A 24,225-nucleotide genomic window follows, 5' to 3' on the forward strand; every position below is an offset into this window, starting at 1 on the left:
GACCAACCCCGCTCCAAATACCTCTTACGGCTTCACCGCCAGCCAGATGACATGCCTCGCCCCGCTGCGCTTGGTGCTCGCACGGGCCTTGACGGCTTCCGCATGGAAGCCGCTGTCCTTGAGGCGACGCGTGAATTTGGCATCCGGCCCGGAAGACCAGACGGCGAGAACGCCGCCCTTGCGCAGCGCTTCGTGCGAGGCGCGTAGCCCCTGATGATCGTAGAGGCTGTCGTTGCTGGTTCGCGTCAGGCCGTCGGGACCGTTATCGACGTCGAGCAGGATCGCATCGAAGCCCGCACCGGAGCTGCGGATCAGTTCGCCGACATCGCCGACATGGATGGATACGCGTGGATCGTCGAGGCATCCCCCGAAAACCTCGGCCATCGGACCGCGCGCCCATTCGACCACCGCCGGAACCAGTTCAGCAACGACCACCTTCGCATCCGCCGGCAGCACGGCAAGTGCTGCACGCAGGGTGAAGCCCATGCCAAGACCGCCGATCAGCACGACCGGCTTTGGCCGGTCCCTGATGCGTTCCTGCGCCAGTACCGCCAGAGCCTCTTCCGAGCCGCTGAGGCGGCTGTTCATCAGCTCGTTTGCACCCAGCATGATCGAGAATTCCTGGCCGCGCTGTTTCAGGCGCAGTTCGGACTTGTCGCCCGGTACTCTGACGGTATCGAGCTGGATCCACGGCAGCATCGGCAGGTTTCCTCACGCAAAAGAAAGCCGCCCGCAAGAGGATCTCGCGAGCGGCTTTACCAATAGTCTTACATACAGGCTCTCCGGAAGACCGGAGAAAGGTTCAGCCGACGATTTCGGTCTCTGCGAACCAGTAGGCGATTTCCTGGGCAGCGGTTTCCGGAGCGTCCGAACCGTGTACCGAGTTCTCGCCGATCGACAGCGCGAAGGACTTGCGGATGGTGCCTTCGTCGGCGTTGGCCGGGTTGGTGGCGCCCATGATCTCGCGGTTCTTGAGGATGGCGTTTTCGCCTTCGAGAACCTGGACGATCGTCGGGCCGGAGGTCATGCCTTCAACCAGTTCGCCGAAGAACGGACGTTCCTTGTGAACGGCGTAGAAGCCTTCGGCTTCGCGCTTGCTCATCCAGACGCGCTTCGAAGCAATGACGCGCAGGCCGTTGTCTTCGAAAACCTTGGTGATCGCGCCGGTCAGGTTGCGCTTGGTTGCGTCGGGCTTGATCATGGAGAAGGTGCGTTCGATCGCCATTGCCAAAAATCCTTATTGTCAGGGAATGAGTGGGCGGTGTTTAGCCGCCCCGAATCACGAAGACAAGAGGGCTCCGGGAATTTCACGCGGCCGTCACAAGCCCGGCTGCGCAGGCTCAGGCGACCGCCCTGCCCTTGCCACCGTAGAGATCAAGGCAGCGCTCGAACCAGTCGCTGACCGGATCGTCCGCCGGCAGCAGAGTGAGCCTTGTCGTCACCCGCACCCATTGCAGGGCGCCAAAAAGGATGTAGTCGGCAAACAGCGGCCCTTCGCCGCCGATGAAGGGCTGATGTTTCAATGTCTGGCGGATCGCCTCGAACCGGCTTGCAATCGCGGAGATTTCAGCATCCCGGTCGGCATGCACGTCTTCCAAGTTCCTGCCGAGCCGCGCCTCGCGGCTGTGACGGAAGTAGATCTGGTCCGTCTCTCCCAGCAGGTCGTGAATGTCCTTGATGGCGACCTTGACCAGCGCCGGATGGATCAGGGTATTCGACACGCTTTCGACAAAGCGCGACAGCGCCTTGCCGCCTTCGCCGCCGAACAGCGTCGGGCCGTCCGGATAAGTTTCTTCCAGGTAGAGTGCGATGTCGAAGCTGTCGCGGATCAGCAGGTTACCATCGCGCAGGATCGGCACGGTTTTCGAGAAACCGTTCTCCAGCGTCGGGATCTGCGTGAACGGCACCGGCTTCTCGATGTAGTCGAGCCCCTTGTGGGCGAGCGCCAGCGACACTTTCCAGCAGTGGGGCGAAAACGGCCGCGTGTCGTCGCGGCCACACAGTGAATAGAGAATTCTGGTCATCCGGATCATCGTCCTGTTGCGTTCGGCGCCCATTGAACCGCAGCCGGGCCCCAGATCCAATCACGAAATTTCATCGGTGCCATCACAGGCACGACGCGCGGTATGCGATAGGGTGCTAGAGACCATTCAGAAAGGGAACCGGATGCTTCGCCATTACCAGATGCTTGCCGATTACAACCGGTGGGCCAACGAGCAGGTTTATGCCGCCTGCGCTGCGCTGACCGACGCGGACTATCGGACCGACAAGGGCGCCTTCTTCGGATCGGCGCACCGGACGCTCAACCACATCCTGGCGGCCGATCGGATCTGGCTGAAGCGCTTCTCCGGGACCGGCGACGCCCCAACCTCGCTCGATGCCGTTCTGTACGACGATCTCGACGGCCTACGTGCCGCGCGAGTGGTCGACGACCGCCGGATCATCGACTGGATCGACGGACTGACGGCGCAAGCACTTGCCGGCCTCGTCTCCTATACGCCGATCACCGTCGCGACGCCGATCACCCAGGCGCTCTCGCCGCTTCTGGCGCATGTCTTCAACCACCAGACCCATCACCGTGGCCAGGTGCATGCGACGCTTACGGCGCTCGGCCAGCCATCGCTGGCGCTCGACCTCGTCTATTTCCTCAGACGGGAGGGACAGCGCTGGCAATAGCGCCCCGCCCGGCTTGCCACGGCCGGAAACTTCGGTCAAAACCGCGCGCATGATCACCATTACCGACCTTTCGGCGCGCATCGCCGGCCGCCTTCTCCTCGACCATGCCAGTGTCAGCCTGCCGACCGGAACGAAAGCCGGCCTTGTCGGCCGCAACGGTGCCGGCAAGTCGACGCTGTTTCGCATCATTACCGGCGATTATGCGTCGGAGACCGGCGACGTCACCCTGCCCAAGGCGGCGCGCATCGGACAGGTGGCGCAGGAAGCGCCGGCAACCGAAGAGTCGCTGATCGACATCGTGCTTTCCGCCGACAAGGAACGCACGGCGTTGATGCTGGAATCGGAAACCGCAACCGACGCGCACCGGATCGCCGACATCCAGATGCGGCTGGTCGATATCGACGCCCACTCGGCCGAAGCGCGGGCGGCAAGCATTCTGGCCGGCCTCGGCTTCGACGCCGAAGCGCAGCTACGCCCGGCCTCGTCCTTCTCGGGCGGCTGGCGAATGCGCGTCGCACTGGCGGCGGTGCTGTTTTCCGAACCGGACCTGCTGCTGCTCGACGAGCCGACCAACTATCTCGATCTTGAAGGCACGCTGTGGCTGGAGGATTATGTGCGGCGTTACCCGCACACGGTTCTGGTCATCAGCCATGACCGCGACCTCCTGAACAATGCCGTCAACGCGATCGTCCATCTCGACCAGAAGAAGCTGACCTTCTACCGCGGCGGCTATGACCAGTTCGAGCGCCAGAAGGCCGAGAACGACGAACTGCAGATGAAGTCGAAGGCTAAGAGCGACGCGGCGCGCAAGCACCTGCAGACGTTCATCGACCGATTCAAGGCCAAGGCTTCCAAGGCCAAGCAGGCGCAGAGCCGCGTCAAGGCGCTGGAGCGCATGGGAACCGTCGCCTCGGTGATCGAGGACCATGTGCAGCCGATCAATTTCCCGGAGCCGGACAAGCAGCCCTCCTCGCCGATCGTCGCCATCGACGGCGGTGCCGTCGGCTATACGCCCGGCCAGCCTATCCTGAAGAACATCACCCTCAGGATCGACAACGACGACCGCATCGCGCTGCTCGGCTCCAACGGCAACGGCAAGTCGACCTTCGCCAAGTTCATCTCGGGACGGCTCGCAGCTGAAAGCGGCAGCGTGAAAACGGCGCCGAACCTGAAGATCGGCTTCTTCGCCCAGCACCAGCTGGACGACCTGATCCCCGACCAGTCGCCGATCGAACACGTCCGCCGGCTGATGCCGGACGTGCCGGAAGGCAAGGTTCGCGCGCGCGTCGCGCAGATGGGACTGGCGACCGAGAAGATGAACACCGCCGCCAAGGACCTGTCCGGCGGTGAAAAGGCGCGGCTGCTGATGGGGCTTGCGGCGTTCCACGCCCCCAACCTTTTGATCCTCGACGAGCCGACCAACCACCTCGACATCGACAGCCGGCGGGCGCTGATCGAGGCGCTCAACGACTACAACGGCGCGGTGATCCTGATCAGCCACGACCGGCACCTGATCGAGGCAACCGTCGACCGGCTTTGGCTGGTCAACAACGGCACCGTCACCTCGTTCGAAGGCGATCTGGAAGAGTATCGCAGCCTGATTGTCTCTTCGGGTAAAAAAAAAGAAGAAAAACCTGAAGTCGTAGTCGATACGGGCTCGAAGGCGGACCAGCGCAAGCTTGCCGCCGAACGCCGCGCCTCGCTCGCGCCGCTGAAGAAAAAGATCAACGAAATCGAGGCCCTGATGAAGAAGCTGGAGACCTCGATTCAGGCGCTTGATGCAGAGCTTGCGGATGTCTCGCTCTACGAGAAGTCGCCCGCCAATGCCGCCGACAAGATGAAGCAGCGCGGTGAGGCCGCGGCCCGGCTGGCAAGCGCCGAAGAGCAATGGCTCGAGTTGTCGACGCAATACGAGGAGGCGATGGCGGGCTGAGTTCGCCATCCTTTCCGCGCTGGGGAATGTGCGCTAGTGTCCGGACGTATATTCACGAGGTGACGCGCGAGACTGCCTTCGCCGCGCTTGATGCGTTTTCACGCTATGGCAAGGGCCACCATCAGGCCCGTCTCAATTTCGGCGATCGTTTTCCCTATGCCGGAGCCAAGGCAGCCGCCGGCGGCCAGCTCAACGTGGGCGACGATCTACGCCGAACAGATCTTGGCTGACGGCAATCGAACATTTTCAGGCAAAGAATGACAGCAGGGAGTGGCATCATGGATCTGTTTCTCGAAAGGGATGACGATCCCGCCACGCGTGAATTCGTCGACGAGCGCAATATCCTTTCCCAGGCGGCTCTCGATACGCCGGCCATGCGCGCGGACGCCGAGGCGCTGCAGGCCATGATGGAACGCGACGATCGGCTGATCATGCCTGCGCGGCGCGGCAACTGGCTGTTTGATTTCCGGCGCAGCAAGGACAATCCGCTTGGGCTCTGGCGGCGGCTGCCGGCGGATCAGGATCCTCTGCCGAACGCAGAGTGGGAGACGGTATTCGACCTCGATGCCTTCTGTGCATCGGAAGGCAAGCGATGGATCTATGCGGGCGCCGTGACCTGTCCATGGGAGCCGACGCGGGTTCTGCTGCGGCTTTCGGATGGCGGATCCGACCTCACGCGGCTGCTCGAATTCGACGCCGAGGCGAAGGAAATCGTCGCCGGCGGCTTTGATCTGCCGGCGGTGCGGTCGCATGCCAACTGGCTGAGCCGCGACGAGATCTGCTATTTCGGCGCGATCGACGAATTTTCGGCAACGCTGTCGGGCTGGCCGCGGGTCGGCCGGCGGTTGCAGCGGGGCGTTGCGCCGCAGGAGGGATCGATCCTCTACGAGGCAGCCCGCACCGACGTCTACGGCTATGCCTTCGTCATCGACCCGGCACTCGGTGATGCGGTCATCGACGACGCTAGCGGCGATCGTCGACAGATCCATGTCTTCTTTGCCGGGCACCAGATCGGCAAGATGAGCATCCACGCGGAGGATGAGAAAGGCGCGCTGCGGCGCCTCGACCTGCCCGTCGAGATCGAGGCCGACCTCAATCGCAGCCATTGTCTGTGGCTCGCCAAATCGGACGAGGCGGTCGCTGCCGGAAGCCTCGTGCTGCAGCGTCTTACGCCGTTCGGTGCGGCTCCGCTCGATGCGGAGCGGCGGATCATCTCGCTGCCGGCCGACGGACGGTCGATCCGGCAGTTCCGGCTGTTGCGCAGTTATGCGGTCTGGGTGGTCGAGGACCGCCTGGTTCCCAGACTGTTCGTGCTCGACCTTAGCAGAACCGATGCCGAGCCGCTGGAGGTGGTGCTGCCGGAGGGCGTCGAATCGGTGAGTTTCACGCCGCGCTTTGCCGATCTGCAACTGGGCGACGATACGCTCTGGGTCGTCGGCCAGGGCTTTCTGCTGCCGCCGACCCGCTATCTTCTTGACCTATCGGAGCAGCGGGCGCCGCTGGCCCTGAAGGAGCCGCAGGCCTCCCCCGCCTATTTCGATGCCGAAGGGATGACGAGCGCCTTGCTGGAGGCAGTGTCGGAGGATGGCACGCGCGTGCCCTATCACCTGGTTCTGCCGAAGGCATTCAGGACCGGCGAACTGCCGGTGCTGATCTATGGCTATGGCGGCTTTGCCGCATCGCTCGGCCCGCACTATTCCGGAACGACCGGGCGCTGGCTGGAACAGGGTGGCGGCTATGTGCAGGCGTATATCCGCGGCGGCAGCGAGCTTGGGCCGCAATGGCATAGCGTCGCCAAACGAGAAGGCCGACACAAGGCATTCGAGGATTTTGTCGCCATCGCCCGCGATCTGGTCAAGCGCGGCTACACGAAGCCGTCGCGGATCGCCTGCACCGGCGCCAGCAATGGTGGCCTGCTGTCGGCCGTGATGCTGACGCGCTACCCGCAGGATTTCGGCGCCGTCTGGTGCCGCGTACCGGTGATCGACATGACGCGCTTCCAGCAGTTTCCGGCCGGCCGGGCGTGGATCGACGAGTACGGCGATCCGGACGACGAGGAGGATCGCCGCTTCATGCTGGATTACTCACCGCTGCAGGCGATCCGCCCGGCTTTGCAACAAAGGTATCCGGCACTGTACATCGAAAGCTCGTCGAACGACGACCGGGTGCATCCCTCGCATGCGCGCCGCTTCGCCCTGCGTCTTGAGCAGGCCGGCCACCGGCCGCTGTTCCACGAGTTCGGCTCTGGCGGACACGGCGGCGCCGGCAATTCGGCGGAAATGGCGCGACGCACGGCGATAGGCTACAGCTTTCTGCGGGGGGCGATCCTCGAACCCCGGTAGTCGTCGGGGGCTGGGCAGGAGTTTGCCCATCTGGAAGATACCGACTGTTAACCATCATCGGAGACAGTGCCGTCACCTCCTTCCGGCACCTGTCATCCGAGTCGTTCCCCAATGTCCCTTCGCGTCGTCTGCGTCGCCGCCTCCTTTGCATGCCTGCTTTCCGCCTGTGCCGGCCGCGTTCCGAGCGAAGGCGGCACCTTTGTCTCCGCCTTCGCCGCGCATCCCGCGATGAAGCCGTCGACGGTGACCGATGCGGACACGCCCGTTCCCCTGACACCCGCCGCCTGGGGACGCGTCACCAACCCTTCCAGTCTTGCGGGCCGGACCATCGACGTGAATTCGCTCGAGGATATCGCGCTGCGCGACAAGGAAGTGGTGCTTACGTTCGACGACGGCCCGATGCCGAAGAAGACGGAGCGGATCCTTGCAACGCTCGACGAGTTCGGCGTCAAGGCGACCTTCCTGATGGTCGGGGAGATGGCCCAGGCGTATCCGCAGATCGCCCGGGAGGTCGTCAGCCACGGCCACACGATCGGCAGCCACACCTATCACCACGCCAACCTGCGCAACCTCTCCTTCGATGGGGCTATGGCGGAAATCAACAAGGGCAGGAAGGCTGTCAGCACGGCCACGCGTGAAGATGTCGGCTTCTTCCGCTTTCCGTATCTGTCGGATACGCGGCGCCTGCGCCGATCCGTCGCCAGCGAGGGCATGGTGGTGCTGGATGTCCAAGTGGATTCGAAGGACTATTTCAGCGAAAGCCCGGCAGCCGTTGCGACCCGGACCATGCATGCGCTCAACGCCCATCGTCGCGGCATCATCCTGCTGCACGACATTCATGTGCGGACGGCCGCCATGCTGCCGGCGCTGCTGACCCAGATGCGCGCCGAGGGCTACAAGGTGGTGACGTTGCGCCGCAAGGCGCCTTCCCTGCTGATGGCATCCGTCCAAACCGCGACCGCCGGCGACAGCCATTAACCGCGGTCTAAACGAGAACGGCCTCCACGTGGGAGGCCGTCTTGCTCTTGCCAAAGATCGGACGCTCAGGCCTTGCTGAACCTCCCGTGAAACGCGGTGGCTGCGAGCGGATGACGCGGGCTCGGCACTTCGCGCGCCTGCAATCCTTCCGGAAGGCTGGAAGCGTCGCCCTGGCGGCCGATGGCGATGGCCGCGTGCAGGACGAAGGTTTCCGGCATGCTGGTGACGGCCGCCATCGCGCTGCGATCGAAACCGGCCATGGCATGCGATGCCCAGCCGGCGATGTGCGCCTGCAGGGCGAGATAGCCCCAGGCGGTGCCGGCGTCGAAGGCATGGCTGCCGTTGTCGGAGGCTTCGGTCTTTCCGGGTGCGGTGAACTTCGTGTCGGAGGCGAGGATCACCAGAGCCGATGCCTTCTGCGCCCAAGTCTGGTTGAACGGCAGAATGGCGCCCAGAATACCATCCCACGCGGCGTCACCGCGCAGTGCATAGGCGAAACGCCAGGGCTGCGCATTGAAGGCGGAGGGTGCCCAGCGGGCGGCCTCAAGCAGACCGAGCAGTTCCTGTTCCGTTATCGCCGCATCGGTGAAGGCCCGCGGCGACCAGCGCTCGGTGAAAAATTCGGCAATCGGATGATCCGCTACGCGGGCGGCGGTCGGGCTGTTGGCGGTCATGGGATGCGGCTCCAGGTCAATGATGACTACCAGCTACCAAGCGATATTGCGCTGCACAAGTGACGTCGGAAGAACAGGGAGCCGGCTGAACATCAGCGATGCGCGGGATCTGACCGCCGCTGCCAACGCCATCTGCCCGTAATGCCGAGTGCCTGATGCCCACCACCTCTGGCTTGACACCGGTCCGGCAGACTGCCGAGCCGGCGACCAGCTTGAGCAAGCGTCAGGCCTTCTTGACCCAGCGGCCGTCCGGCGCCTGCTGCCAGTAGGTGAGATTATGTCCGCCGCCCTTCAGCCGCTTCCACTGGCTGCGCGCCCCCTCGAGCTGGGCGGCATCATATCCGTCGAACATGAAGACCACCCGCTCATAGGATTCGATCTCCGGCGGCTCGGCGCCATCGACAAGGAAGCGGATGTTTCCGCCATTGGCGTTTTCGGGAGAGACCGTCAGCAGCACCGGCTGGTCTGCCGGATGCGCCGATTGATCCGTGCCGTGCGGCAGGAAGCTTTCCTCGCGGTAGGTCCAGAGATGCTGGTCCAGCGCATCACGCCGCTCTTCGCCGACCGTCTGCAGCACGACGCGCCAGCCACGCTCGACGCTCTTCTCGAGGAGCGCCGGAAGCGCCTCCTCGAGCTTCGATTCGGTCAGGTGGTAGAACAGCACCTCTGTCATGATGCGGCTCAGGCCTCGTAGCGGTCGCGGACCAGCTGGTCGAGAAGCCGCACGCCATAGCCGGAGCCCCAGGACTGGTTGAACTCGGTGGCCGGCGAGTTCATCGCGGTACCGGCGACGTCGAGATGCGCCCAGGCGGTCTCGCCGACGAAGCGCTTGAGGAACTGGGCGGCAGTGATCGAGCCGGCAAGGCGTCCGCCGCTGTTCTTCATGTCGGCGAACTTCGAATCGATGATCTTGTCGTAGTCCTTGCCGAGCGGCATGCGCCACAGCTTCTCGCCGGTCTCTTCGCCGGCCGCCAGCAGGCTCTCCGCCAGCTCGTCATCGTTGGAAAACAGGCCCGCATGCAGGTTGCCGAGTGCCACGAGGATCGCGCCGGTCAGCGTCGCAAGGTTGATCATGATCCGCGGCTTGAACCGCTCCTTGCAGTACCACAGCGCGTCGGCCAGCACGAGGCGGCCTTCGGCATCGGTATTGATGATCTCGATGGTCTGGCCGGACATCGAGGTGACGATGTCTCCCGGCCGCTGGGCATTGCCGTCCGGCATGTTTTCGACGAGGCCGAGAATGCCGACGGCGTTGACCTTGGCCTTGCGTGCGGCAAGCGTATGCATGAGGCCAATGACCGCGGCTGCACCGCCCATGTCGCCCTTCATGTCTTCCATGCCGGCACCGGGCTTGATGGAAATGCCGCCTGTATCGAAGACAACGCCCTTGCCGACGAAGGACACCGGCGTCTCACCCTCGGTGCCACCCTTCCACTGCATGACTGCCAAACGGGCGGGACGCGCAGAGCCTTGTGCCACGCCGAGCAGCGCGCCCATGCCCAGTTCCTGCATCTCTTTCTCGGGGAGGATCTCCACCTCGACGCCCAGCGTTTCCAGCGCCCGGGCGCGATCGGCGAATTCTTCCGGCCCAAGCACGTTGGGTGGAAGGTTGACCAGTTCGCGCGCCAGGTTGACGCCGCCAGCCACCGCCTGCGCCTGCTCGAAGGCTGCTGCCGCCTGCTCGTGAGCGGCGGTGACGATGGTCACGGCAACCTGCGCCGGCGCCTTGTCGTCATCCTTCTTGGTCTTGTAGGCGTCGAAGGAATAGGCACGCAGCAGCATGCCGAGCGCCACATCGGCAGCCTGTTCCGCGGATACGTCGAGACCCGGCACGTCGAGGAAAACGGTCATCCGTTCGGCGCGCTTGGTAAGACTTGCGGCCTTGCCGCCGGCACGCAGCCAGTCCAGCGCCTTCAGCTCATCGGCCTTGCCGAGGCCCAGCACGACGATCCGGTCGAACGGCGACTGATGCGGCGCGAGGATATCGAGCACCGCCATCTGTTTGCCCGAATAGGCCGATACCGCGCTGGCCTTGCCGATGACCGCACCCGGGTCGGCGGTAGCGGCGCCGGCGGGAGCGCCATCGCCCTTGAGCTTCAGGAGGACGGCCAGGCCGGCCTCTTGCGGAGCGGACGGGGCGAAGCGGATGGTGAATTGAGAGGACATCGTGTCTCCAGGAAGCAAGTTCGAATGAGATGAACGAGCACCAGACCTAAGGCATGGCGAAGGCCCGAACAAGGCGTCGAGCAAGGACAGCCGGTAAAGCCTTCCGGTGGCATCTTGCCACTGCCTTCTCAACTTGCTTAATGTAGACACGCTGGCAATCGAGGCAAACCCGTTTTGGCATACATCTACCAGACACGTCGGCCGTTTTCGAAACGGCGCCTCCGGGTTCTGTTCAGTCGGCCCCAGGCCTGGCTCGTCACCCTGCTGGCGCTCTGGTGGCTTCTTCTGGCGTTCTTCTACGCCGTGCCGCAGCTCGACATCGTGGTTGCACGGGCCTTCTTCCAGGAGATCACCTGCACCGCGTCGGCGCACACGGCGCGTATCTGCGGCCTGTTTCCGTATGCCAGCGAAGGCGCACTGATTGCCGTTCGCAAGATCTTCTTCTACCTGCCGGCGCTCTCGGCGATCACCCTGCTGGTCCTGCTGATTCGCAACCTCCAGCACCACGGGGCGACCTACAACCCGGTAAAGACGCGGCAGTACTCGATCGCGCTCATCGCCTTCGGCCTCGGGCCCTATCTGCTCGTCAACCTCATCCTGAAAACCATCTCTGGGCGCCCGCGTCCCTATGAAACCGACCTTTTCGGTGGCCACCAGGTGTTCACCGCGGCCGGGACCCTTGATGGCGGCTGCATCAACAACTGTTCTTTCATTTCCGGCGAAGCCGCCGGCGCCGGGTGGATCGCCTGCCTGGTGGTTCTTCTTCCGCCTCGGCTGCGGCTGATCTTCGGGCCGCCGATCATCGCCTTCTGCCTGATCTCGCCGGCTTTGCGCATCACCTTCGGCGGCCACTACCTCTCTGACGTGCTTCTGGGCTTCCTGTCGTCATGCGTGATCTACGCCGCAGTCGCGACGTATTTCGAAATGACACAGAGCGCGAGAAAACGTACTCAGCAAACAGCTTTGTGACGTTTGAGCTGTCGCATTCTTCCCTGAAATTGCTTAGATGCCGGCTAGCGCCGCGATGACAGGACGGCGTGGCGGATCTCTATGAAACTTCTTGAGCTCTACATCTTCCGGCGCGCGTTCCAGATGTTTCTGGTCACCCTGTTGCCGGTGCTGACCATCATCTGGACGATCCAGGTGCTCGGTCGCATCAATCTGGTGACGGATACCGGTCAATCGATCGGTTCCTTCGCGACGCTTGCGACATTCATCCTGCCGACGATCATCCCGGTGGTCCTGCCGTTCGCCATCGTCATCGGCGTGACGCAGACGCTGAACGCGATGAACAATGATTCGGAGCTGGCAGTCATCGATGCGGCCGGATCGGCACGCTCGGTGATCTATCGGCCGGTGATCCTGCTTGCCGTCCTGATGGCGGCGTTCTCCTTCCTGATCACCAACTTCGTCGAGCCCGCGTCGCGTGTCAGCGCCCGCGAGATGGTCGCCGAGGCCTATGCAGACCTGTTGTCCTCGGTGATCGAGGAAAAGACCTTCCGGAGTATCGAAGAAGGCCTCTACGTGCAGATCTCCGAGCGACACTCGAATCGCGTGCTGACCGGAATCTTCCTGGTCGACTACCGCGATCCGAACTGGGACCTCATCTATTACGCGCGCGAAGGTTCGATTGCCGAAGACGGCAAGACGCTGACGATGCGTGACGGCGAAGTGCACCGAAAGGCCAAGGACGGTCGCATCTCGATCGTCAAGTTCGTCTCCTATGCGTTCGATCTTTCGTCGATGACCGAATCGACTGGTGAAGCGCCGGTCTTCTCCAGCGACCGCAGCCTGGCGTTCCTGCTGAACCCCGACCCGACGGACAAGACCTTCCTCGCCTCCCCCGGCAGCTTCCGGGCCGAACTGCACCGGCGCCTGTCCGACTGGATCCTGCCGATCGTCTTCGCGCTCCTGTCGCTGGTGGTGACAGGCGGCGCACGCTCGAGCCGCCGCGCCCGGCTGCATCCGATGGTCGTTGCGCTGGCGATCTGCTTTGCGCTGCGCTGGCTCACCTTCTACGTCACCAATCTCAGCCGAAACAATTACAGCATCACCCCGCTCATCTACGGCGTGCCGATCGCCTTCGGCCTGCTGGCGATCTTCATGCTGGCAACCAACCGGCAGCTGACCATGCCGTCGCTCCTCACCGATTTTACCGGACGCTGGGTGGGCAAGGCCCGTAACCGTCTGGTAAATGGTGCAAGCGGACCCAAGGGAGGCACCGCATGATCCCGGTAACCCTCAGCCGCTACTTCTTCAAACGCTACGTGATCACCGCAATCTGGTTCTTCATCGGCGTCTGCGGCATCATCTTCCTTGCGGATTTCAGCGAGACGAGCCGGCGCATGTCGGGCTTCGTCGGCTATACGGTGCCCGGCGGCCTGCTGATGAGCGCGCTGCGGCTGCCGCTGATCTTCCAGCAGACGATCCCGACGCTGACGCTGTTCATCGGCATGACGACGCTGATCGCGCTTAACCGGCGCTCCGAACTGGTCGTCGCCCGCGCCGCAGGATTGTCGGTCTGGCAGTTCGTCATGCCGTTCGTCGTCGGTGCCTTCCTGATCGGCGTCTTCGCCATGGCCGTCATCAATCCGATCTCCGCGTGGGGCCAGAGCAAGGCCAGCCTGATGGAGACGGACTGGCGCAAGGCCAGCAATGCCGCCAAGGCCTCCAACTTCCTGCCGTGGATCCGCCAGATCAGCAATGACAACGATACCGTCATCGGTGCGAAGGGCTACGAGGACGGCGGGACTCAGCTGTTCGACGTGGTGCTGTTCCATTTCGACAAGGACGGCCGCATCGTCATGAGACAGGATGCAGCGACGGCGACCTTGGAAGATGGTTACTGGAACCTTAACAACGTTCTGGAAACGCGGACCGACTCGCCGCCGACCCGCAAGCCGACGGCACAGGTGCGCACCAATCTGAAGCGAGAATTCCTTCAGGAGAGCAATACCAAACCGGAAAGCGTTGCTTTCTTTGACATTTTACGAAAAATCGAAGTAGCTCGGTCTTTCGGCATCTCGACCAAGGCGCTCGAGACCCAATTCCATTCCTTGTTGTCGCTGCCGCTTCTCTTGGTGGCGATGACCCTCATCGCCGCAACCGTTTCCCTTCGCTTCAGCCGTATGGCGCAATCGCGCTCGGTGATTCTGGGTGGAATCGTGTGTGGCTTCGTGCTTTATGTCGTGACGGTGCTCGTAAGGGCATTCGGGAGCAGCGGAGTTGTTCCACCCTTCGTGGCGGTCTGGGTTCCAGTCGTCGTCGCGATGGCACTCGGGGCAACAATTCTGCTTCATCAGGAGGATGGCTAGTGGCGGTAAATGACCGCGGGACTATCAGACGGCTTCTCGCAGCCCTGCTGACCAGCACGGCTGTGGCCATGACGGCCGTCTACCCGTCGACCGTTATGGCGCAGGGATCTCCCCTGGCGCCGGAAGTCGCCGATGGAGCCAAGATGCTCCTGCGGGCGAACGAACTCACCTATAATCAGGATGCCGAGCGCGTCACTGCCGTCGGCGGCGTGCAGATCAACTACAACAGCTACCGGATGGTGGCGCAGCGCGTCGAATACGATCAGAAGAGCGGCCGCGTGATGGCCACCGGCAACATCGAGCTGATCGAGCCGGGCGGCAACCGCATCTATGCGGATTCGCTGGATGTGACGGACAATTTCGGCGAGGGATTCGTCAACTCGCTGCGCGTCGAAACGACCGACAATACCCGTCTTGCGGCAGAGAGCGCCGAGCGCCTGCCGGAAGAAAAGATGGTGCTGAACAACGGCGTCTACACCGCCTGCCTTCCGTGTGCTGCGCGTCCCGACCGCGCGCCACTGTGGCAGGTGAAGGCACAGAAGGTTATCCGCGACGGCAAGGCCCACACGATTCGCCTGGAGCGCGCGCAATTCGAACTGTTCGGATTCTCGCTGGGCAGGCTGCCCTTCCCGATCACGGTTCCAGACGAGACCGTCGAGCGCAAGTCGGGCATCCTGTTTCCGCGCATGAGCGTGACGCAGAAGCTCGGCTTCGGCCTGACCGTTCCCTACTACCATGTCTTCTCGCCGAGCATGGACGCAACGATCAGCCCCACCTACTACACCAAGCAGGGCCTTTTGCTGGCGGGAGAGTTGCGCAACCGATTCGAGACCGGCGAGCACACGCTGCGGGTGGCGGGTATCGACCAGAAGAGCCCCGGCACATTCGACAAGGGCTCCAGCGACGAACGCGCCGATCAACGCGGCATGATCGCCTCCAAGGGCCGCTTCGAGATCAATCCGCGCTGGACCTTCGGATGGAACGTCATGCTCCAGTCCGACAACAATTTCTCGAAGACCTACAGGCTTGCCGGCTACAACACGACGCCGTTCACCAATGACATCTACCTGAACGGGCTCGGAACGCGCAATTCGTTCGAACTGCACAACTACTACTTCGACGTTCAAGATACGGACTATGCCCGCACTGCCGAAAAGCAGCAGGCCGTCGTCTATCCGTCGCTTGACTACACCTATTACGCACCGGAACCGATCTACGGCGGCCAGCTGTCGATCACGAGCAACTTCACCAACCTGTCGCGCAAGCAGGACGACTTCTACACCGAAGGGACGTCGACCCGCTTCCGCGGCCTGGAAGGCAGCTACACCCGCTTCACCACGGAAGCCGAGTGGAAGCGGACGTTCACCACCGACGAGGGACTGCTTCTTACGCCGATCCTGGCAGCTCGAGGCGACGGGATCCGCCATACGGGCAACAGCAGTCCAAGTTTCAATGGCGTCACCTATGACGGCGACTTTGAAAGCTCAGGCGGTGATGCGCGCTACATGCTGACGGCCGGTCTCGAAGCCCGCTACCCGATCCTGATGACCACGGCGACGAGCAGCCACTTGCTGGAGCCGGTGGCTCAGATCCTCGCACGTCCGGACGAACAGATGGCCGGCGGACTGCCGAACGAGGACGCGCAAAGTTTCGTCTTCGATGCCACCTCGTTGTTCGAGCGCGACAAGTTCTCAGGCTATGACAGGGTCGAGGGCGGTACGCGCGCCAATGTCGGCATCCGCTACACCGGCACGTTCGACAACGGCATCGGCCTGCGCGGCCTGTTCGGCCAGTCCTACCACCTGGCCGGGACGAACTCGTTCGATACGTCGGACCTCCTGAATGTCGGGGCTCAGTCCGGTCTCGAATCGGATGCGTCGGACTACGTCGCGCTTGCAGCCGTCGATCTGCCGCAGGGTTACAGCGTGCAGGGCCAGGGCCGTTTCGACGAGAAGAGCTTCGAGCTGGAGCGTGCCGACGTGGCACTGACCTACGCTCTGCCGCGTGTCAGTGGCGCTGTCGTCTACACCAATATCCAGGCCCAGCCGGACTACGGCTTCCAGAAGGAAGCGGAGTATCTGAAGACGGCAAGCTCGCTGCGCATCAACGAGCAGTGGTCGCTGTCGGGATCGACGACCTGGGACATCAACAAGAACGAGGTCATTCGGCGCGGCCTGGGTGTCACCTATGCCGACGAGTGCACGGTGTTTACGGTCGCCTATACGGATCAGCCGGACAGCGCCGATGCCGACGACTGGACGGTCACGGCACGGTTGAGCTTCCGAACCCTCGGCGAAATTGCCGTCGGATCGACGGATCTCGACGAGGAATAGCCCTCGACGCAGGCGGTTTGTTCCAATCGTCATTGTTTCGCCGCATGAAGTATGCAATCCAGCGGCTGATCTAAACGCGACAGAAGCGCGGCCGGGACGGCCGTGCGTATGCCAGGAAGGACGAGATAGATGTTTGCCAGCGTAGCATGGAGGCGTGTCGCCCTTGCCGCCACAGCACTCGCCGTCTCCTTTGTCGTAGAACCGATGCAGCAGAACGCGTTCGCTGCGACCCAGGTGGCTGCGGTCGTCAACAAGACGCCGATTACCAATACCGACGTTGCCAAGCGCGTCGCATTCCTGAAGCTGCAGCGGCGCACCGGCAATCTGCAGAAGATGGCCCGCGACCAGTTGGTCGACGAAGCCCTGAAGCGCGACGAGATCGCCCGTGTTCGAGGCTCGGTGAGCACCGAGGACGTCGACAAGGCGTTCGAGCGGTTTGCCGCCAGCAACAAGATGAACGTCACGCAGATGACCGGCATCCTCAGCCAGGCAGGCGTGGGTGCGGACCACTTCAAGTCGTTCATCGCTGTGCAGATGAGCTGGCCGCGGCTCGTCAACTCCCGTTACGGCGTCGGCAAGATGTCGTCGGAAGAGCTCGTCAAGCGGATGATGCAGAACAAGGAAAAGCCGGTCACTACCGAATATTACCTCAAGCAGGTTATCTTCGTCGTGCCGGCTGCCAAGCGCAACGCCATCCTCGGCAAGCGCCAGAAGGAAGCCGAAGCCTCGCGTTCGAAGTTCCCGGGCTGCGACCAGGCCAAGGACTTCGCCAAGACCATGCTCGACGTGTCGATCCGCGATCTCGGCCGGGTGATGAAGCCTGAGCTTCCGGAAGACTGGAAGCCGTTCATCGAGAAGGTATCCGGCAACGGCACCACCCAGTCCCGCGTCACCGAACGCGGCGTCGAATTCCTGGCGATCTGCACCCAGCGTCAGGTTTCCGATGACGCGGCGGCGGAAGTCGTGTTCCGCGCCGAAGACCTGGGCAAAGAAAAGAAGGACGGCGAAAGCGCCAACGAGGCGAAGTATCTTGAGGAACTGCGTAAGAAGGCGCAGATCGTCTATCCTTGAGCCCCGCCGGCAGATCAGACCGGCCGCTGGCCCTGACGCAGGGCGATCCCGCCGGGATCGGCCCTGATATCACCATCGCCGCGTGGATGCGGCGACACGAGCTTTCCCTGCAGCCCTTCGTCTACATCGGCGATCCGGATGTGCTTGCCGCACGGGCTCGCATGCTCGAGATCGATCTGCCGATCAGCGAAGCCACCGCTGCCACCGCATGCTCAATCTTCGCCGATGCCCTCCCCGTCCTGCCGATCAAGATCGGTTCGGAAATCGAGGCCGGTCGTCCACATGTCGCCTCGGCATGCAGCACGATCACGGCGATCGAGGCGGCTGTCGCGCTGTCGCTCTCCGGCGAGGCGAGCGCCACGGTCACCAATCCGATCGCCAAGTCCGTCCTCTATGAAGCAGGCTTCGGCTTTCCGGGTCACACGGAATTCCTGGCGGATCTCGCAGAGCGGGCGACGGGTCGGCCATGCCGGCCGGTGATGATGCTCGCCGGGCCGAAACTGCGGGCAATCCCGGTCACCATCCACATTCCGCTCAAGGACGTACCGACAGCGCTGAACGAGGATCTCATCCTGGAAACGTGCCGGATCGCAGCCCATGACCTTCGCCACCGTTTCGGGCTACTTCATCCGCGTCTGGCGATTGCCGGCCTCAACCCGCATGCCGGCGAAGACGGCGCGATCGGCAGGGAAGATCTAGATATGATAGAACCGGCGATCGAGATCCTGCGTCGGGAGGGAATCAACGCCGTCGGTCCGTTGCCGGCGGATACGATGTTCCACGACGAAGCGCGCACGCGATACGACGTCGCGATCTGCATGTATCACGACCAGGCTCTCATCCCGGCCAAGGCGCTCGGCTTCGATGACAGTGTCAATGTCACACTCGGTCTGCCCTTCATCCGCACCTCGCCGGATCATGGCACGGCCTTCAGCCTGGCCGGCAAGGGTATCGCGCGGGAAAGCAGCCTGGTTGCCGCCCTGCGGCTGGCCGGCGAACTGGCGGCCCAGGCAGGATTGCAGCATTAATGGCCACTCTCGACGGACTTCCGCCGCTCCGCGACGTCATCGACCGGTTCGGCCTCGACGCCCGCAAGGCACTCGGCCAGAACTTTCTCCTCGACCTGAACCTCACCCAGAAGATCGCCCGGACAGCCGGTCCGCTGGAAGGCATTACCGTCATCGAGGTCGGACCAGGACCCGGGGGGCTGACCCGGGCAATCCTGTCGCTCGGCGCCAAGAAGGTGATCGCGGTCGAACGCGATCCGCGATGCCTGCCGGCACTGGCGGAAATCGAAAGCCACTATCCGGGGCGGCTGGAGGTGATCGAGGGCGATGCGCTGAAGACCGATTTCGCCTCTCTCGTGCCGGACGGTCCCGTGCGCATCATCGCCAACCTTCCCTACAATGTCGGGACGCAACTGCTCGTCAACTGGCTGCTTCCAGCGACGTGGCCGCCGTTCTGGCAGTCGATGACGCTGATGTTCCAGAAGGAAGTAGGCCAGCGGATCGTCGCCGAAGAAGACGATGACCATTACGGTCGGTTGGGCGTGCTGTGCGGCTGGCGTACAGAGGCGCGGATGGCGTTCGACGTGCCGCCACAGGCCTTCACCCCGCCGCCGAAGGTAACGTCGACGGTCGTCCACCTGACACCGCGCGACAACCCCCTGCCCTGCGACGTGACGAAGCTCGAGCGCGTGACGATGGCCGCATTCGGCCAGCGACGAAAGATGCTGCGCCAGAGCGTCAAGTCGCTTGGTGGTGAAGCATTGCTGCAGAAGGCCGATATCGATCCACAGCGGCGGGCCGAGACCTTGTCGGTGGAAGAGTTCGTCAGGCTGGCGAACGCGCTCTGAGGCCGCCGGCGGCGGCCCGAGGCGAAGCGAACACTATCAGGCCGAAAGCACCGGCTCTTCTTCCAGAAGGTCCCGCACGAAATCGAACAGGCCGTGGCGCCGGTCGCGACGGATCCGCTCGGCGTTGACGATGCAGCTGACATGGCCGAAAGCCTCGTCCAGGTCATCGTTGACGATGACGTAGTCGTATTCGCGCCAGTGCTCGATCTCGGCGCGAGAGTTCAGCAGCCGGGTGCGGATCACCTCTTCGGTATCCTCGGCGCGACGGTGCAGGCGCGACTGCAGCTCGGTCATGCTGGGCGGCAGCACGAAGATCGAAACGATGTCGGCCTTCATCTTGTCCTGCAACTGCAGGGCGCCTTGCCAGTCGATGTCGAACAGCATGTCCCGGCCCTCGGCCATGGCGGCCTCCACAGGCTCACGCGGCGTGCCATAGAAATTGCCATGCACTTCCGCCCATTCCAGCAGCTCGCCGCTGTCGCGCATGCGCTCGAACTGCGGGATGGTGATGAAGTGGTAGTGCTTGCCGTTGATCTCGCTCGGGCGCTTCGTCCGCGTCGTGACGCTGACCGAGATCTCCAGGCTGTGGTCATCGCGCAGCAGGTTGCCCGCGATGGTCGATTTGCCCGCGCCAGACGGCGAAGACAGAACCAGCATCAGGCCACGACGGGCGATCTTGATGGGCGAGGACTGCGCCGGGCTCATGGACTACTCCAAATTCTGGACCTGTTCTCGGAACTGGTCGATAACGACTTTCAATTCGATGCCTGCCGCGGTTACCGCAGCCGAGTTGGATTTGGAACAGATTGTATTGGACTCGCGGTTAAATTCCTGTGCAAGAAAATCGAGCCGCCGGCCGATAGGTCCGCCTCGGGCCAATAGATCGTCCGCCGCCGCCACATGCGCCTTCAACCGGTCGATCTCCTCGCGCAGGTCTGCCTTCGTCGCCAGCAGAGCTACTTCGCCATAGAGACGGTCGCGGTCGAGCCCCGAGCCGCCGCTCTCCAGCAGCGTCGACAATTGAGCCGACAGACGGCGGGCAATCTCCTCCGACGATCGCGAGGGATCGTTTTCAACCGTCGCCGTCAGCGCTTCAATGGTCCGCACCTGGCCGCTCAAGATCGCCGCAAGCGCTGCCCCCTCGCTGCGCCGCATGGCGACCAGATCCTCCAGCGCGCGGTCGAGCCCTTCGAGGATTGCCGCATCCCGGACAGACACAGCCTCGGCATCGTCTTCCGCCTCCTTGAACTCGACGAGCCCGCGGATGGAGAGGAGGCTGTCGAGGCGTAGCGGCGAAGGGTCAACCAGGTCGCCAAGCTCGCTCCGCAAGACCTGCAGCGCCGCCAGCGCATCGCGGTTGAGCACCGCTTCGATCTTCGGCTCGCTGTAGCCAATCGACAGCGACGCCTGGATATTGCCGCGCCCGAGTTCAGCCGCGATACGGCGGCGCACTTCGGTTTCCAGGAGATCCAAGCCGGGCGGCAGCCGCAGCCGCACATCCAGTCCCTTGCCGTTGACCGAGCGCAGCTCCCAGGCCCAGCGATAGCGCCCCGTCGTGCCCTCCCGGCGGGCAAAACCGGTCATCGATTGCACAGTCGTCATAAGACCCTTCCGAACGAAAAAGGCCGCCGAGCGGCGGCCTGTCTCCTAGTTGCCTTTCGGCGGCTTTTCGGCGTCCGCCCCGCCGGGAAGCCCGTCCGACAATTCCTGATCGGCGCCGCCCGCAGCGGCGCGATCCGCCTCGATCTTGCGCCAGCGGCGGACATTGGCATTGTGCTCGTCGAGCGTCGCGGCGAACACATGACCGCCGCTGCCGTCGGCGACGAAATAGAGGTCGTTGGTGCGCCACGGGTTGGCAACCGCTTCCAGCGCGGCGCGACCGGGATTTGCGATCGGCGTCGGCGGCAGGCCGCGCACCTGGTAGGTGTTATAAGGCGTCTGCTTGTCGAGATCCGATTTCAGGATCGGCCGGTCGGAGGGCTTACCCGCGCCGCCGAAGATGCCGTAGATGATCGTCGGGTCGGACTGCAGTCGCATGCCCTTGTTCAGGCGGTTGATGAAGACCGAAGCGACATGCGCCCGCTCGTCATCCTTGCCGGTTTCCTTTTCGACAATCGACGCCAGAACGACGAATTCCTGCTTCGTCTTGATCGGCAGGTCGGGATCGCGCTTCTCCCAGATCTGGTCGACGAGGCGCTCCTGAGCGACCCGCATCTGCGACAGGATCTCGCTACGCCGGGTGCCGCGCGAGAACTTGTAGGTATCGGGCCGCAGGCTGCCTTCCGGCGGATGCTCGTTCGGCAGATCGCCCTCCAGCACCGAATCTTCCGACAGTCGGCTCAGCATCTGCTGGACCGTCAGTCCTTCCGGCATGGACACGGAATAGAGAATGGACTTGCCTGACTCGAGCAGGGTCGCGACGTCCTTCATCGAGGCGCCGGCCTTGATCTCGTATTCGCCGGCCTTCAGCGTCGCCCCATCTCGCAGGTTGCTTGCCGTCATGTAGCGGAAGATCCGCCCGTCGGAGACGATGCCGTTACGCTCCAGGCTCTGGGCGATTTCCGCCAGACCGGAGCCTTCGCGCACGGTAAAATGCGTGTTGGTCTCGAGCGGACCCGGGTTCTGGTAGGAGGTGACGACGTAATAGAAGGCGGCGATCGCCGCGATGCAGCCGAGAACGACCATCGTCATGAGGAAGTTGAGGAAAATGACGATCTGGCTGCGCGCCTTCTTCGAGCGCCGCGGCGGCTCCGGAACCCGTTCCGGCTTCAACGCCTCGTTCGGCGACTTCGGCATGAAAGGCCCGCCGCCCTGGCCGGCATCGCGGCCGGAAGCCTGATCGCTGCTGCTGTTCATGTCGATTACCGGCACTCCTTCTGAGGTTCTCTCATCGTTGGTCCATGACCAAGCAATGCGGCGAAAACAGGGTTCAGAAGACGACGACAACCCGGCCGCGGATCAACAATCCGAGGCCGGGCAGACCCGTCTCGCAGTCTCAGCCTTCGTAGCGCCGAAGCACGAGCGAGGCGTTGGTGCCGCCGAAACCGAATGAGTTCGACAATGCAACATCAACCTGCCGCTTGCGCGCCACGTGCGGAACGAGATCGATCGCCGTCTCGACGTCGGGATTGTCGAGGTTGAGCGTCGGAGGCACGACGTTATCGCGAATGGTGAGCGCCGAAAAGATCGCTTCGATGGCGCCGGCGGCACCCAGAAGGTGACCGACCGCCGATTTGGTCGACGACATCGAGATCTTTGAGGCGGATCCGCCGACCAGCCGCTCCACGGCACCGAGTTCGATCGTGTCGGCCATGGTCGAGGTGCCATGGGCGTTGATGTAGTCGATGTCCGACGCGCCGAGACCGGCACGCTTCAGGGCCGCGGTCATGCAGCGGAAGGCACCGTCGCCGTCTTCCGACGGAGCCGTGATGTGGAACGCATCACCCGACAGACCGTAGCCGATCACTTCGGCATAGATCTTGGCACCGCGTGCCTTGGCGTGCTCGAGTTCCTCGAGCACGACGATGCCGGCGCCCTCGCCCATGACGAAACCGTCGCGGTCCCTGTCATAGGGACGCGACGCCCTTGTCGGCTCATCGTTGTGCTGCGTGGACAGCGCCTTGCAGGCGGCGAAACCGGCAAGCGAGATGCGGCTGATCGGCGATTCTGCGCCACCTGCCACCATCACATCGGCATCACCGAAGGCAATCAGACGGCTCGCATCGCCAATCGCATGGGCGCCCGTGGAACAGGCCGTCACCACCGAATGGTTGGGACCGCGCAGCTTGTGACGTATCGACACGTGGCCGGAAATCAGGTTGATCAGGCGGCCAGGAATGAAAAAGGGCGAGATGCGGCGCGGCCCCTTGTCGCGGAGCGTATAGCCCGCTTCGACGATGCCTTCGATGCCGCCGATGCCGGAGCCGATAAGCACGCCGGTGGCGCACTGATCTTCGTCGGTCTGCGGATGCCAGCCGGCATCTTCGAGCGCCATGTCGGCGGCTGCCATGCCGTAGATGATAAACGGATCAACCTTGCGCTGTTCCTTGGGCTCCATCCAGTTGTCGGCACTGAACGTTCCGTCGGAACCGTCGCCGAGCGGAATGCGGCAGGCGATCTTGGCAGGAAGGTCTTCGACTTCGAACTCGGTGACGCGGCGCGCTGCATTCTGGCCAGCGATCAGACGCGCCCAGCTCACTTCAGTGCCACAGCCCAGAGGAGATACCATACCGGTACCGGTGATAACGACACGCCTCATGCCAGCGTCCCACCCCGCATGTTCTATGTTATATCACGTCAATAAAACGGCCCGAACATGCCGGGCCGCCAAAGAACTTCCCAAGCGAGGGAGCTCTCAGATATCGATCGAAATCAGGCCTGAGCCTTTTCGATGAACTTCACGGCATCGCCGACCGTCAGGATCGAGTCAGCAGCGTCGTCCGGGATTTCAACGCCGAACTCTTCTTCGAAAGCCATGACGAGTTCGACGGTGTCGAGGGAGTCAGCGCCCAGATCGTCGATGAAGCTTGCGCCTTCGACAACCTTGTCGGCGTCAACGCCGAGATGATCAATGACAATTTTCTTAACGCGCTCTGCGATATCGCTCATGTCGGTTTTCCTCGACCTTTATCTTTTCGGACTACCGTAACGGCATCCGCACCCTGTTGAAAACCCCCGAACCGCCTGGTGAGGCCGGTCGAGGGCAAACTCGCGCACCCGAGAGAAGTTGCGATCCATGATGCGCGAAACGCATGGAGGACGCCAACCTTCGGGGTGACTGTTCACAGTCATGGCCCGCTTAACACGGTTTCACCGCGCCGCAAAGCCCGAAAATCGCCCGCCGCCACGCCGCCAACAGGCAATCGAGCAGCGTTCGACAGCGG

23 protein-coding genes are annotated in these 24,225 nt (G+C 63.1%); 12 read left to right on the forward strand and 11 right to left on the reverse strand.

Annotated elements, in window-relative coordinates:
* Positions 1-24: 24 nt before the first annotated feature.
* The 3 genes from AAIH46_RS07895 to AAIH46_RS07905 all read right to left on the reverse strand — a co-directional run bounded on the left by AAIH46_RS07895 (position 25) and on the right by AAIH46_RS07905 (position 2,024).
* Positions 25-699: a spermidine synthase gene (locus tag AAIH46_RS07895; protein WP_430305245.1), complete on the reverse strand. Its 675-nt coding sequence runs from the start codon at positions 697-699 to the stop codon at positions 25-27.
* Positions 700-802: 103 nt separating this feature from the next.
* Positions 803-1,225, reverse strand: a complete 423-nt coding sequence (gene ndk / locus AAIH46_RS07900; RefSeq protein WP_430305248.1) for a nucleoside-diphosphate kinase — start codon at positions 1,223-1,225, stop codon at positions 803-805.
* 115 nt (positions 1,226-1,340) lie between these two features.
* A complete protein-coding gene (locus AAIH46_RS07905) occupies positions 1,341-2,024 on the reverse strand; it encodes a glutathione S-transferase family protein (protein WP_430305250.1) in 684 nt (227 codons plus the stop codon).
* A gap of 142 nt (positions 2,025-2,166) precedes the next feature.
* On the opposite strand from AAIH46_RS07905, the gene AAIH46_RS07910 reads away from it, so the two are divergent.
* The 5 genes from AAIH46_RS07910 to AAIH46_RS07930 all read left to right on the forward strand — a co-directional run bounded on the left by AAIH46_RS07910 (position 2,167) and on the right by AAIH46_RS07930 (position 7,929).
* Complete coding sequence (locus tag AAIH46_RS07910; RefSeq protein WP_430305251.1) at positions 2,167-2,676, forward strand: DinB family protein; 510 nt, start codon at positions 2,167-2,169, stop codon at positions 2,674-2,676.
* Positions 2,677-2,725: 49 nt separating this feature from the next.
* Positions 2,726-4,609, forward strand: a complete 1,884-nt coding sequence (locus tag AAIH46_RS07915; RefSeq protein WP_430305253.1) for an ABC-F family ATP-binding cassette domain-containing protein — start codon at positions 2,726-2,728, stop codon at positions 4,607-4,609.
* 59 nt (positions 4,610-4,668) lie between these two features.
* A complete protein-coding gene (locus AAIH46_RS07920; RefSeq protein WP_430305254.1) occupies positions 4,669-4,839 on the forward strand; it encodes a type II toxin-antitoxin system VapC family toxin in 171 nt (56 codons plus the stop codon).
* A 48-nt stretch (positions 4,840-4,887) separates the two neighbouring features.
* Positions 4,888-6,951: a prolyl oligopeptidase family serine peptidase gene (locus AAIH46_RS07925; protein WP_430305256.1), complete on the forward strand. Its 2,064-nt coding sequence runs from the start codon at positions 4,888-4,890 to the stop codon at positions 6,949-6,951.
* Between the two features lie 111 nt (positions 6,952-7,062).
* The gene (locus AAIH46_RS07930; RefSeq protein ID WP_430305257.1) at positions 7,063-7,929 is read left to right on the forward strand and encodes a polysaccharide deacetylase family protein; all 867 of its coding nucleotides are present in this window, start codon (positions 7,063-7,065) and stop codon (positions 7,927-7,929) included.
* A 65-nt stretch (positions 7,930-7,994) separates the two neighbouring features.
* Here the strand turns inward: AAIH46_RS07930 and AAIH46_RS07935 are convergent, their stop codons facing one another.
* From AAIH46_RS07935 to AAIH46_RS07945, 3 genes are all read right to left on the reverse strand, one after another.
* Positions 7,995-8,603 carry a nitroreductase family protein gene (locus tag AAIH46_RS07935; protein WP_430305259.1) on the reverse strand — a complete coding sequence of 203 codons (609 nt, stop codon included), beginning with the start codon at positions 8,601-8,603 and terminating at the stop codon, positions 7,995-7,997.
* Between the two features lie 223 nt (positions 8,604-8,826).
* A complete protein-coding gene (locus tag AAIH46_RS07940; protein ID WP_430305261.1) occupies positions 8,827-9,276 on the reverse strand; it encodes a DNA polymerase III subunit chi in 450 nt (149 codons plus the stop codon).
* Positions 9,277-9,284: 8 nt separating this feature from the next.
* Positions 9,285-10,769, reverse strand: a complete 1,485-nt coding sequence (locus AAIH46_RS07945; protein ID WP_430305262.1) for a leucyl aminopeptidase — start codon at positions 10,767-10,769, stop codon at positions 9,285-9,287.
* 303 nt (positions 10,770-11,072) lie between these two features.
* Between AAIH46_RS07945 and AAIH46_RS07950 the strand changes: the two genes are divergently transcribed.
* From AAIH46_RS07950 to rsmA, 7 genes are all read left to right on the forward strand, one after another.
* On the forward strand, positions 11,073-11,738 hold the full coding sequence (locus AAIH46_RS07950; RefSeq protein WP_430305264.1) for a phosphatase PAP2 family protein: 666 nt from the start codon (positions 11,073-11,075) through the stop codon (positions 11,736-11,738).
* 81 nt (positions 11,739-11,819) lie between these two features.
* The gene (lptF, locus tag AAIH46_RS07955; RefSeq protein ID WP_430305266.1) at positions 11,820-12,998 is read left to right on the forward strand and encodes an LPS export ABC transporter permease LptF; all 1,179 of its coding nucleotides are present in this window, start codon (positions 11,820-11,822) and stop codon (positions 12,996-12,998) included.
* Entirely contained in the window at positions 12,995-14,083 is a 1,089-nt protein-coding gene (gene lptG, locus AAIH46_RS07960; RefSeq protein WP_430305268.1) for an LPS export ABC transporter permease LptG, read from the forward strand. Before lptF ends, lptG begins: the two co-directional genes overlap by 4 nt.
* Positions 14,083-16,416, forward strand: a complete 2,334-nt coding sequence (locus AAIH46_RS07965) for an LPS-assembly protein LptD (protein WP_430305270.1) — start codon at positions 14,083-14,085, stop codon at positions 16,414-16,416. Before lptG ends, AAIH46_RS07965 begins: the two co-directional genes overlap by 1 nt.
* Positions 16,417-16,545: 129 nt before the next feature.
* Positions 16,546-17,487 carry a peptidylprolyl isomerase gene (locus AAIH46_RS07970; RefSeq protein ID WP_430305272.1) on the forward strand — a complete coding sequence of 314 codons (942 nt, stop codon included), beginning with the start codon at positions 16,546-16,548 and terminating at the stop codon, positions 17,485-17,487.
* Positions 17,484-18,515, forward strand: a complete 1,032-nt coding sequence (pdxA, locus tag AAIH46_RS07975) for a 4-hydroxythreonine-4-phosphate dehydrogenase PdxA (RefSeq protein WP_430305273.1) — start codon at positions 17,484-17,486, stop codon at positions 18,513-18,515. Before AAIH46_RS07970 ends, pdxA begins: the two co-directional genes overlap by 4 nt.
* Positions 18,515-19,342: a 16S rRNA (adenine(1518)-N(6)/adenine(1519)-N(6))-dimethyltransferase RsmA gene (gene rsmA / locus AAIH46_RS07980; protein ID WP_430305275.1), complete on the forward strand. Its 828-nt coding sequence runs from the start codon at positions 18,515-18,517 to the stop codon at positions 19,340-19,342. Before pdxA ends, rsmA begins: the two co-directional genes overlap by 1 nt.
* 36 nt (positions 19,343-19,378) lie before the next feature.
* On the opposite strand, the gene gmk is transcribed toward rsmA, so the two are convergent.
* The 5 genes from gmk to AAIH46_RS08005 all read right to left on the reverse strand — a co-directional run bounded on the left by gmk (position 19,379) and on the right by AAIH46_RS08005 (position 23,950).
* Positions 19,379-20,047, reverse strand: a complete 669-nt coding sequence (gmk, locus tag AAIH46_RS07985; RefSeq protein WP_430305277.1) for a guanylate kinase — start codon at positions 20,045-20,047, stop codon at positions 19,379-19,381.
* A 3-nt stretch (positions 20,048-20,050) separates the two neighbouring features.
* Complete coding sequence (locus tag AAIH46_RS07990; RefSeq protein ID WP_430305279.1) at positions 20,051-20,944, reverse strand: YicC/YloC family endoribonuclease; 894 nt, start codon at positions 20,942-20,944, stop codon at positions 20,051-20,053.
* Positions 20,945-20,989: 45 nt separating this feature from the next.
* Positions 20,990-22,198: an endolytic transglycosylase MltG gene (gene mltG / locus AAIH46_RS07995; protein ID WP_430305281.1), complete on the reverse strand. Its 1,209-nt coding sequence runs from the start codon at positions 22,196-22,198 to the stop codon at positions 20,990-20,992.
* A 139-nt stretch (positions 22,199-22,337) separates the two neighbouring features.
* Positions 22,338-23,600 (reverse strand): beta-ketoacyl-ACP synthase II, encoded by a 1,263-nt coding sequence (gene fabF, locus AAIH46_RS08000; protein ID WP_430305283.1) that lies wholly within the window; start codon positions 23,598-23,600, stop codon positions 22,338-22,340.
* 113 nt (positions 23,601-23,713) lie between these two features.
* Positions 23,714-23,950 (reverse strand): acyl carrier protein, encoded by a 237-nt coding sequence (locus AAIH46_RS08005; protein ID WP_003502080.1) that lies wholly within the window; start codon positions 23,948-23,950, stop codon positions 23,714-23,716.
* Between the last annotated feature and the right edge of the window lie 275 nt (positions 23,951-24,225).

It is taken from the genome of Rhizobium sp. 0TCS1.26 (assembly GCF_050455525.1).
Taxonomy (GTDB): domain Bacteria; phylum Pseudomonadota; class Alphaproteobacteria; order Rhizobiales; family Rhizobiaceae; genus Neorhizobium.

What these genes read in the sequence shown, in the direction of transcription:
- AAIH46_RS07895 (WP_430305245.1), bottom strand. Translation starts at nt 699, where the DNA reads ATGCTGCCGTGGATCCAGCTCGATACCGTCAGAGTACCGGGCGACAAG.
- ndk (WP_430305248.1), bottom strand. Translation starts at nt 1,225, where the DNA reads ATGGCGATCGAACGCACCTTCTCCATGATCAAGCCCGACGCAACCAAG.
- AAIH46_RS07905 (WP_430305250.1), bottom strand. Translation starts at nt 2,024, where the DNA reads ATGACCAGAATTCTCTATTCACTGTGTGGCCGCGACGACACGCGGCCG.
- AAIH46_RS07910 (WP_430305251.1), top strand. Translation starts at nt 2,167, where the DNA reads ATGCTTCGCCATTACCAGATGCTTGCCGATTACAACCGGTGGGCCAAC.
- AAIH46_RS07915 (WP_430305253.1), top strand. Translation starts at nt 2,726, where the DNA reads ATGATCACCATTACCGACCTTTCGGCGCGCATCGCCGGCCGCCTTCTC.
- AAIH46_RS07925 (WP_430305256.1), top strand. Translation starts at nt 4,888, where the DNA reads ATGGATCTGTTTCTCGAAAGGGATGACGATCCCGCCACGCGTGAATTC.
- AAIH46_RS07930 (WP_430305257.1), top strand. Translation starts at nt 7,063, where the DNA reads ATGTCCCTTCGCGTCGTCTGCGTCGCCGCCTCCTTTGCATGCCTGCTT.
- AAIH46_RS07935 (WP_430305259.1), bottom strand. Translation starts at nt 8,603, where the DNA reads ATGACCGCCAACAGCCCGACCGCCGCCCGCGTAGCGGATCATCCGATT.
- AAIH46_RS07940 (WP_430305261.1), bottom strand. Translation starts at nt 9,276, where the DNA reads ATGACAGAGGTGCTGTTCTACCACCTGACCGAATCGAAGCTCGAGGAG.
- AAIH46_RS07945 (WP_430305262.1), bottom strand. Translation starts at nt 10,769, where the DNA reads ATGTCCTCTCAATTCACCATCCGCTTCGCCCCGTCCGCTCCGCAAGAG.
- lptF (WP_430305266.1), top strand. Translation starts at nt 11,820, where the DNA reads ATGAAACTTCTTGAGCTCTACATCTTCCGGCGCGCGTTCCAGATGTTT.
- lptG (WP_430305268.1), top strand. Translation starts at nt 12,995, where the DNA reads ATGATCCCGGTAACCCTCAGCCGCTACTTCTTCAAACGCTACGTGATC.
- AAIH46_RS07970 (WP_430305272.1), top strand. Translation starts at nt 16,546, where the DNA reads ATGTTTGCCAGCGTAGCATGGAGGCGTGTCGCCCTTGCCGCCACAGCA.
- rsmA (WP_430305275.1), top strand. Translation starts at nt 18,515, where the DNA reads ATGGCCACTCTCGACGGACTTCCGCCGCTCCGCGACGTCATCGACCGG.
- gmk (WP_430305277.1), bottom strand. Translation starts at nt 20,047, where the DNA reads ATGAGCCCGGCGCAGTCCTCGCCCATCAAGATCGCCCGTCGTGGCCTG.
- AAIH46_RS07990 (WP_430305279.1), bottom strand. Translation starts at nt 20,944, where the DNA reads ATGACGACTGTGCAATCGATGACCGGTTTTGCCCGCCGGGAGGGCACG.
- mltG (WP_430305281.1), bottom strand. Translation starts at nt 22,198, where the DNA reads ATGAACAGCAGCAGCGATCAGGCTTCCGGCCGCGATGCCGGCCAGGGC.
- fabF (WP_430305283.1), bottom strand. Translation starts at nt 23,600, where the DNA reads ATGAGGCGTGTCGTTATCACCGGTACCGGTATGGTATCTCCTCTGGGC.
- AAIH46_RS08005 (WP_003502080.1), bottom strand. Translation starts at nt 23,950, where the DNA reads ATGAGCGATATCGCAGAGCGCGTTAAGAAAATTGTCATTGATCATCTC.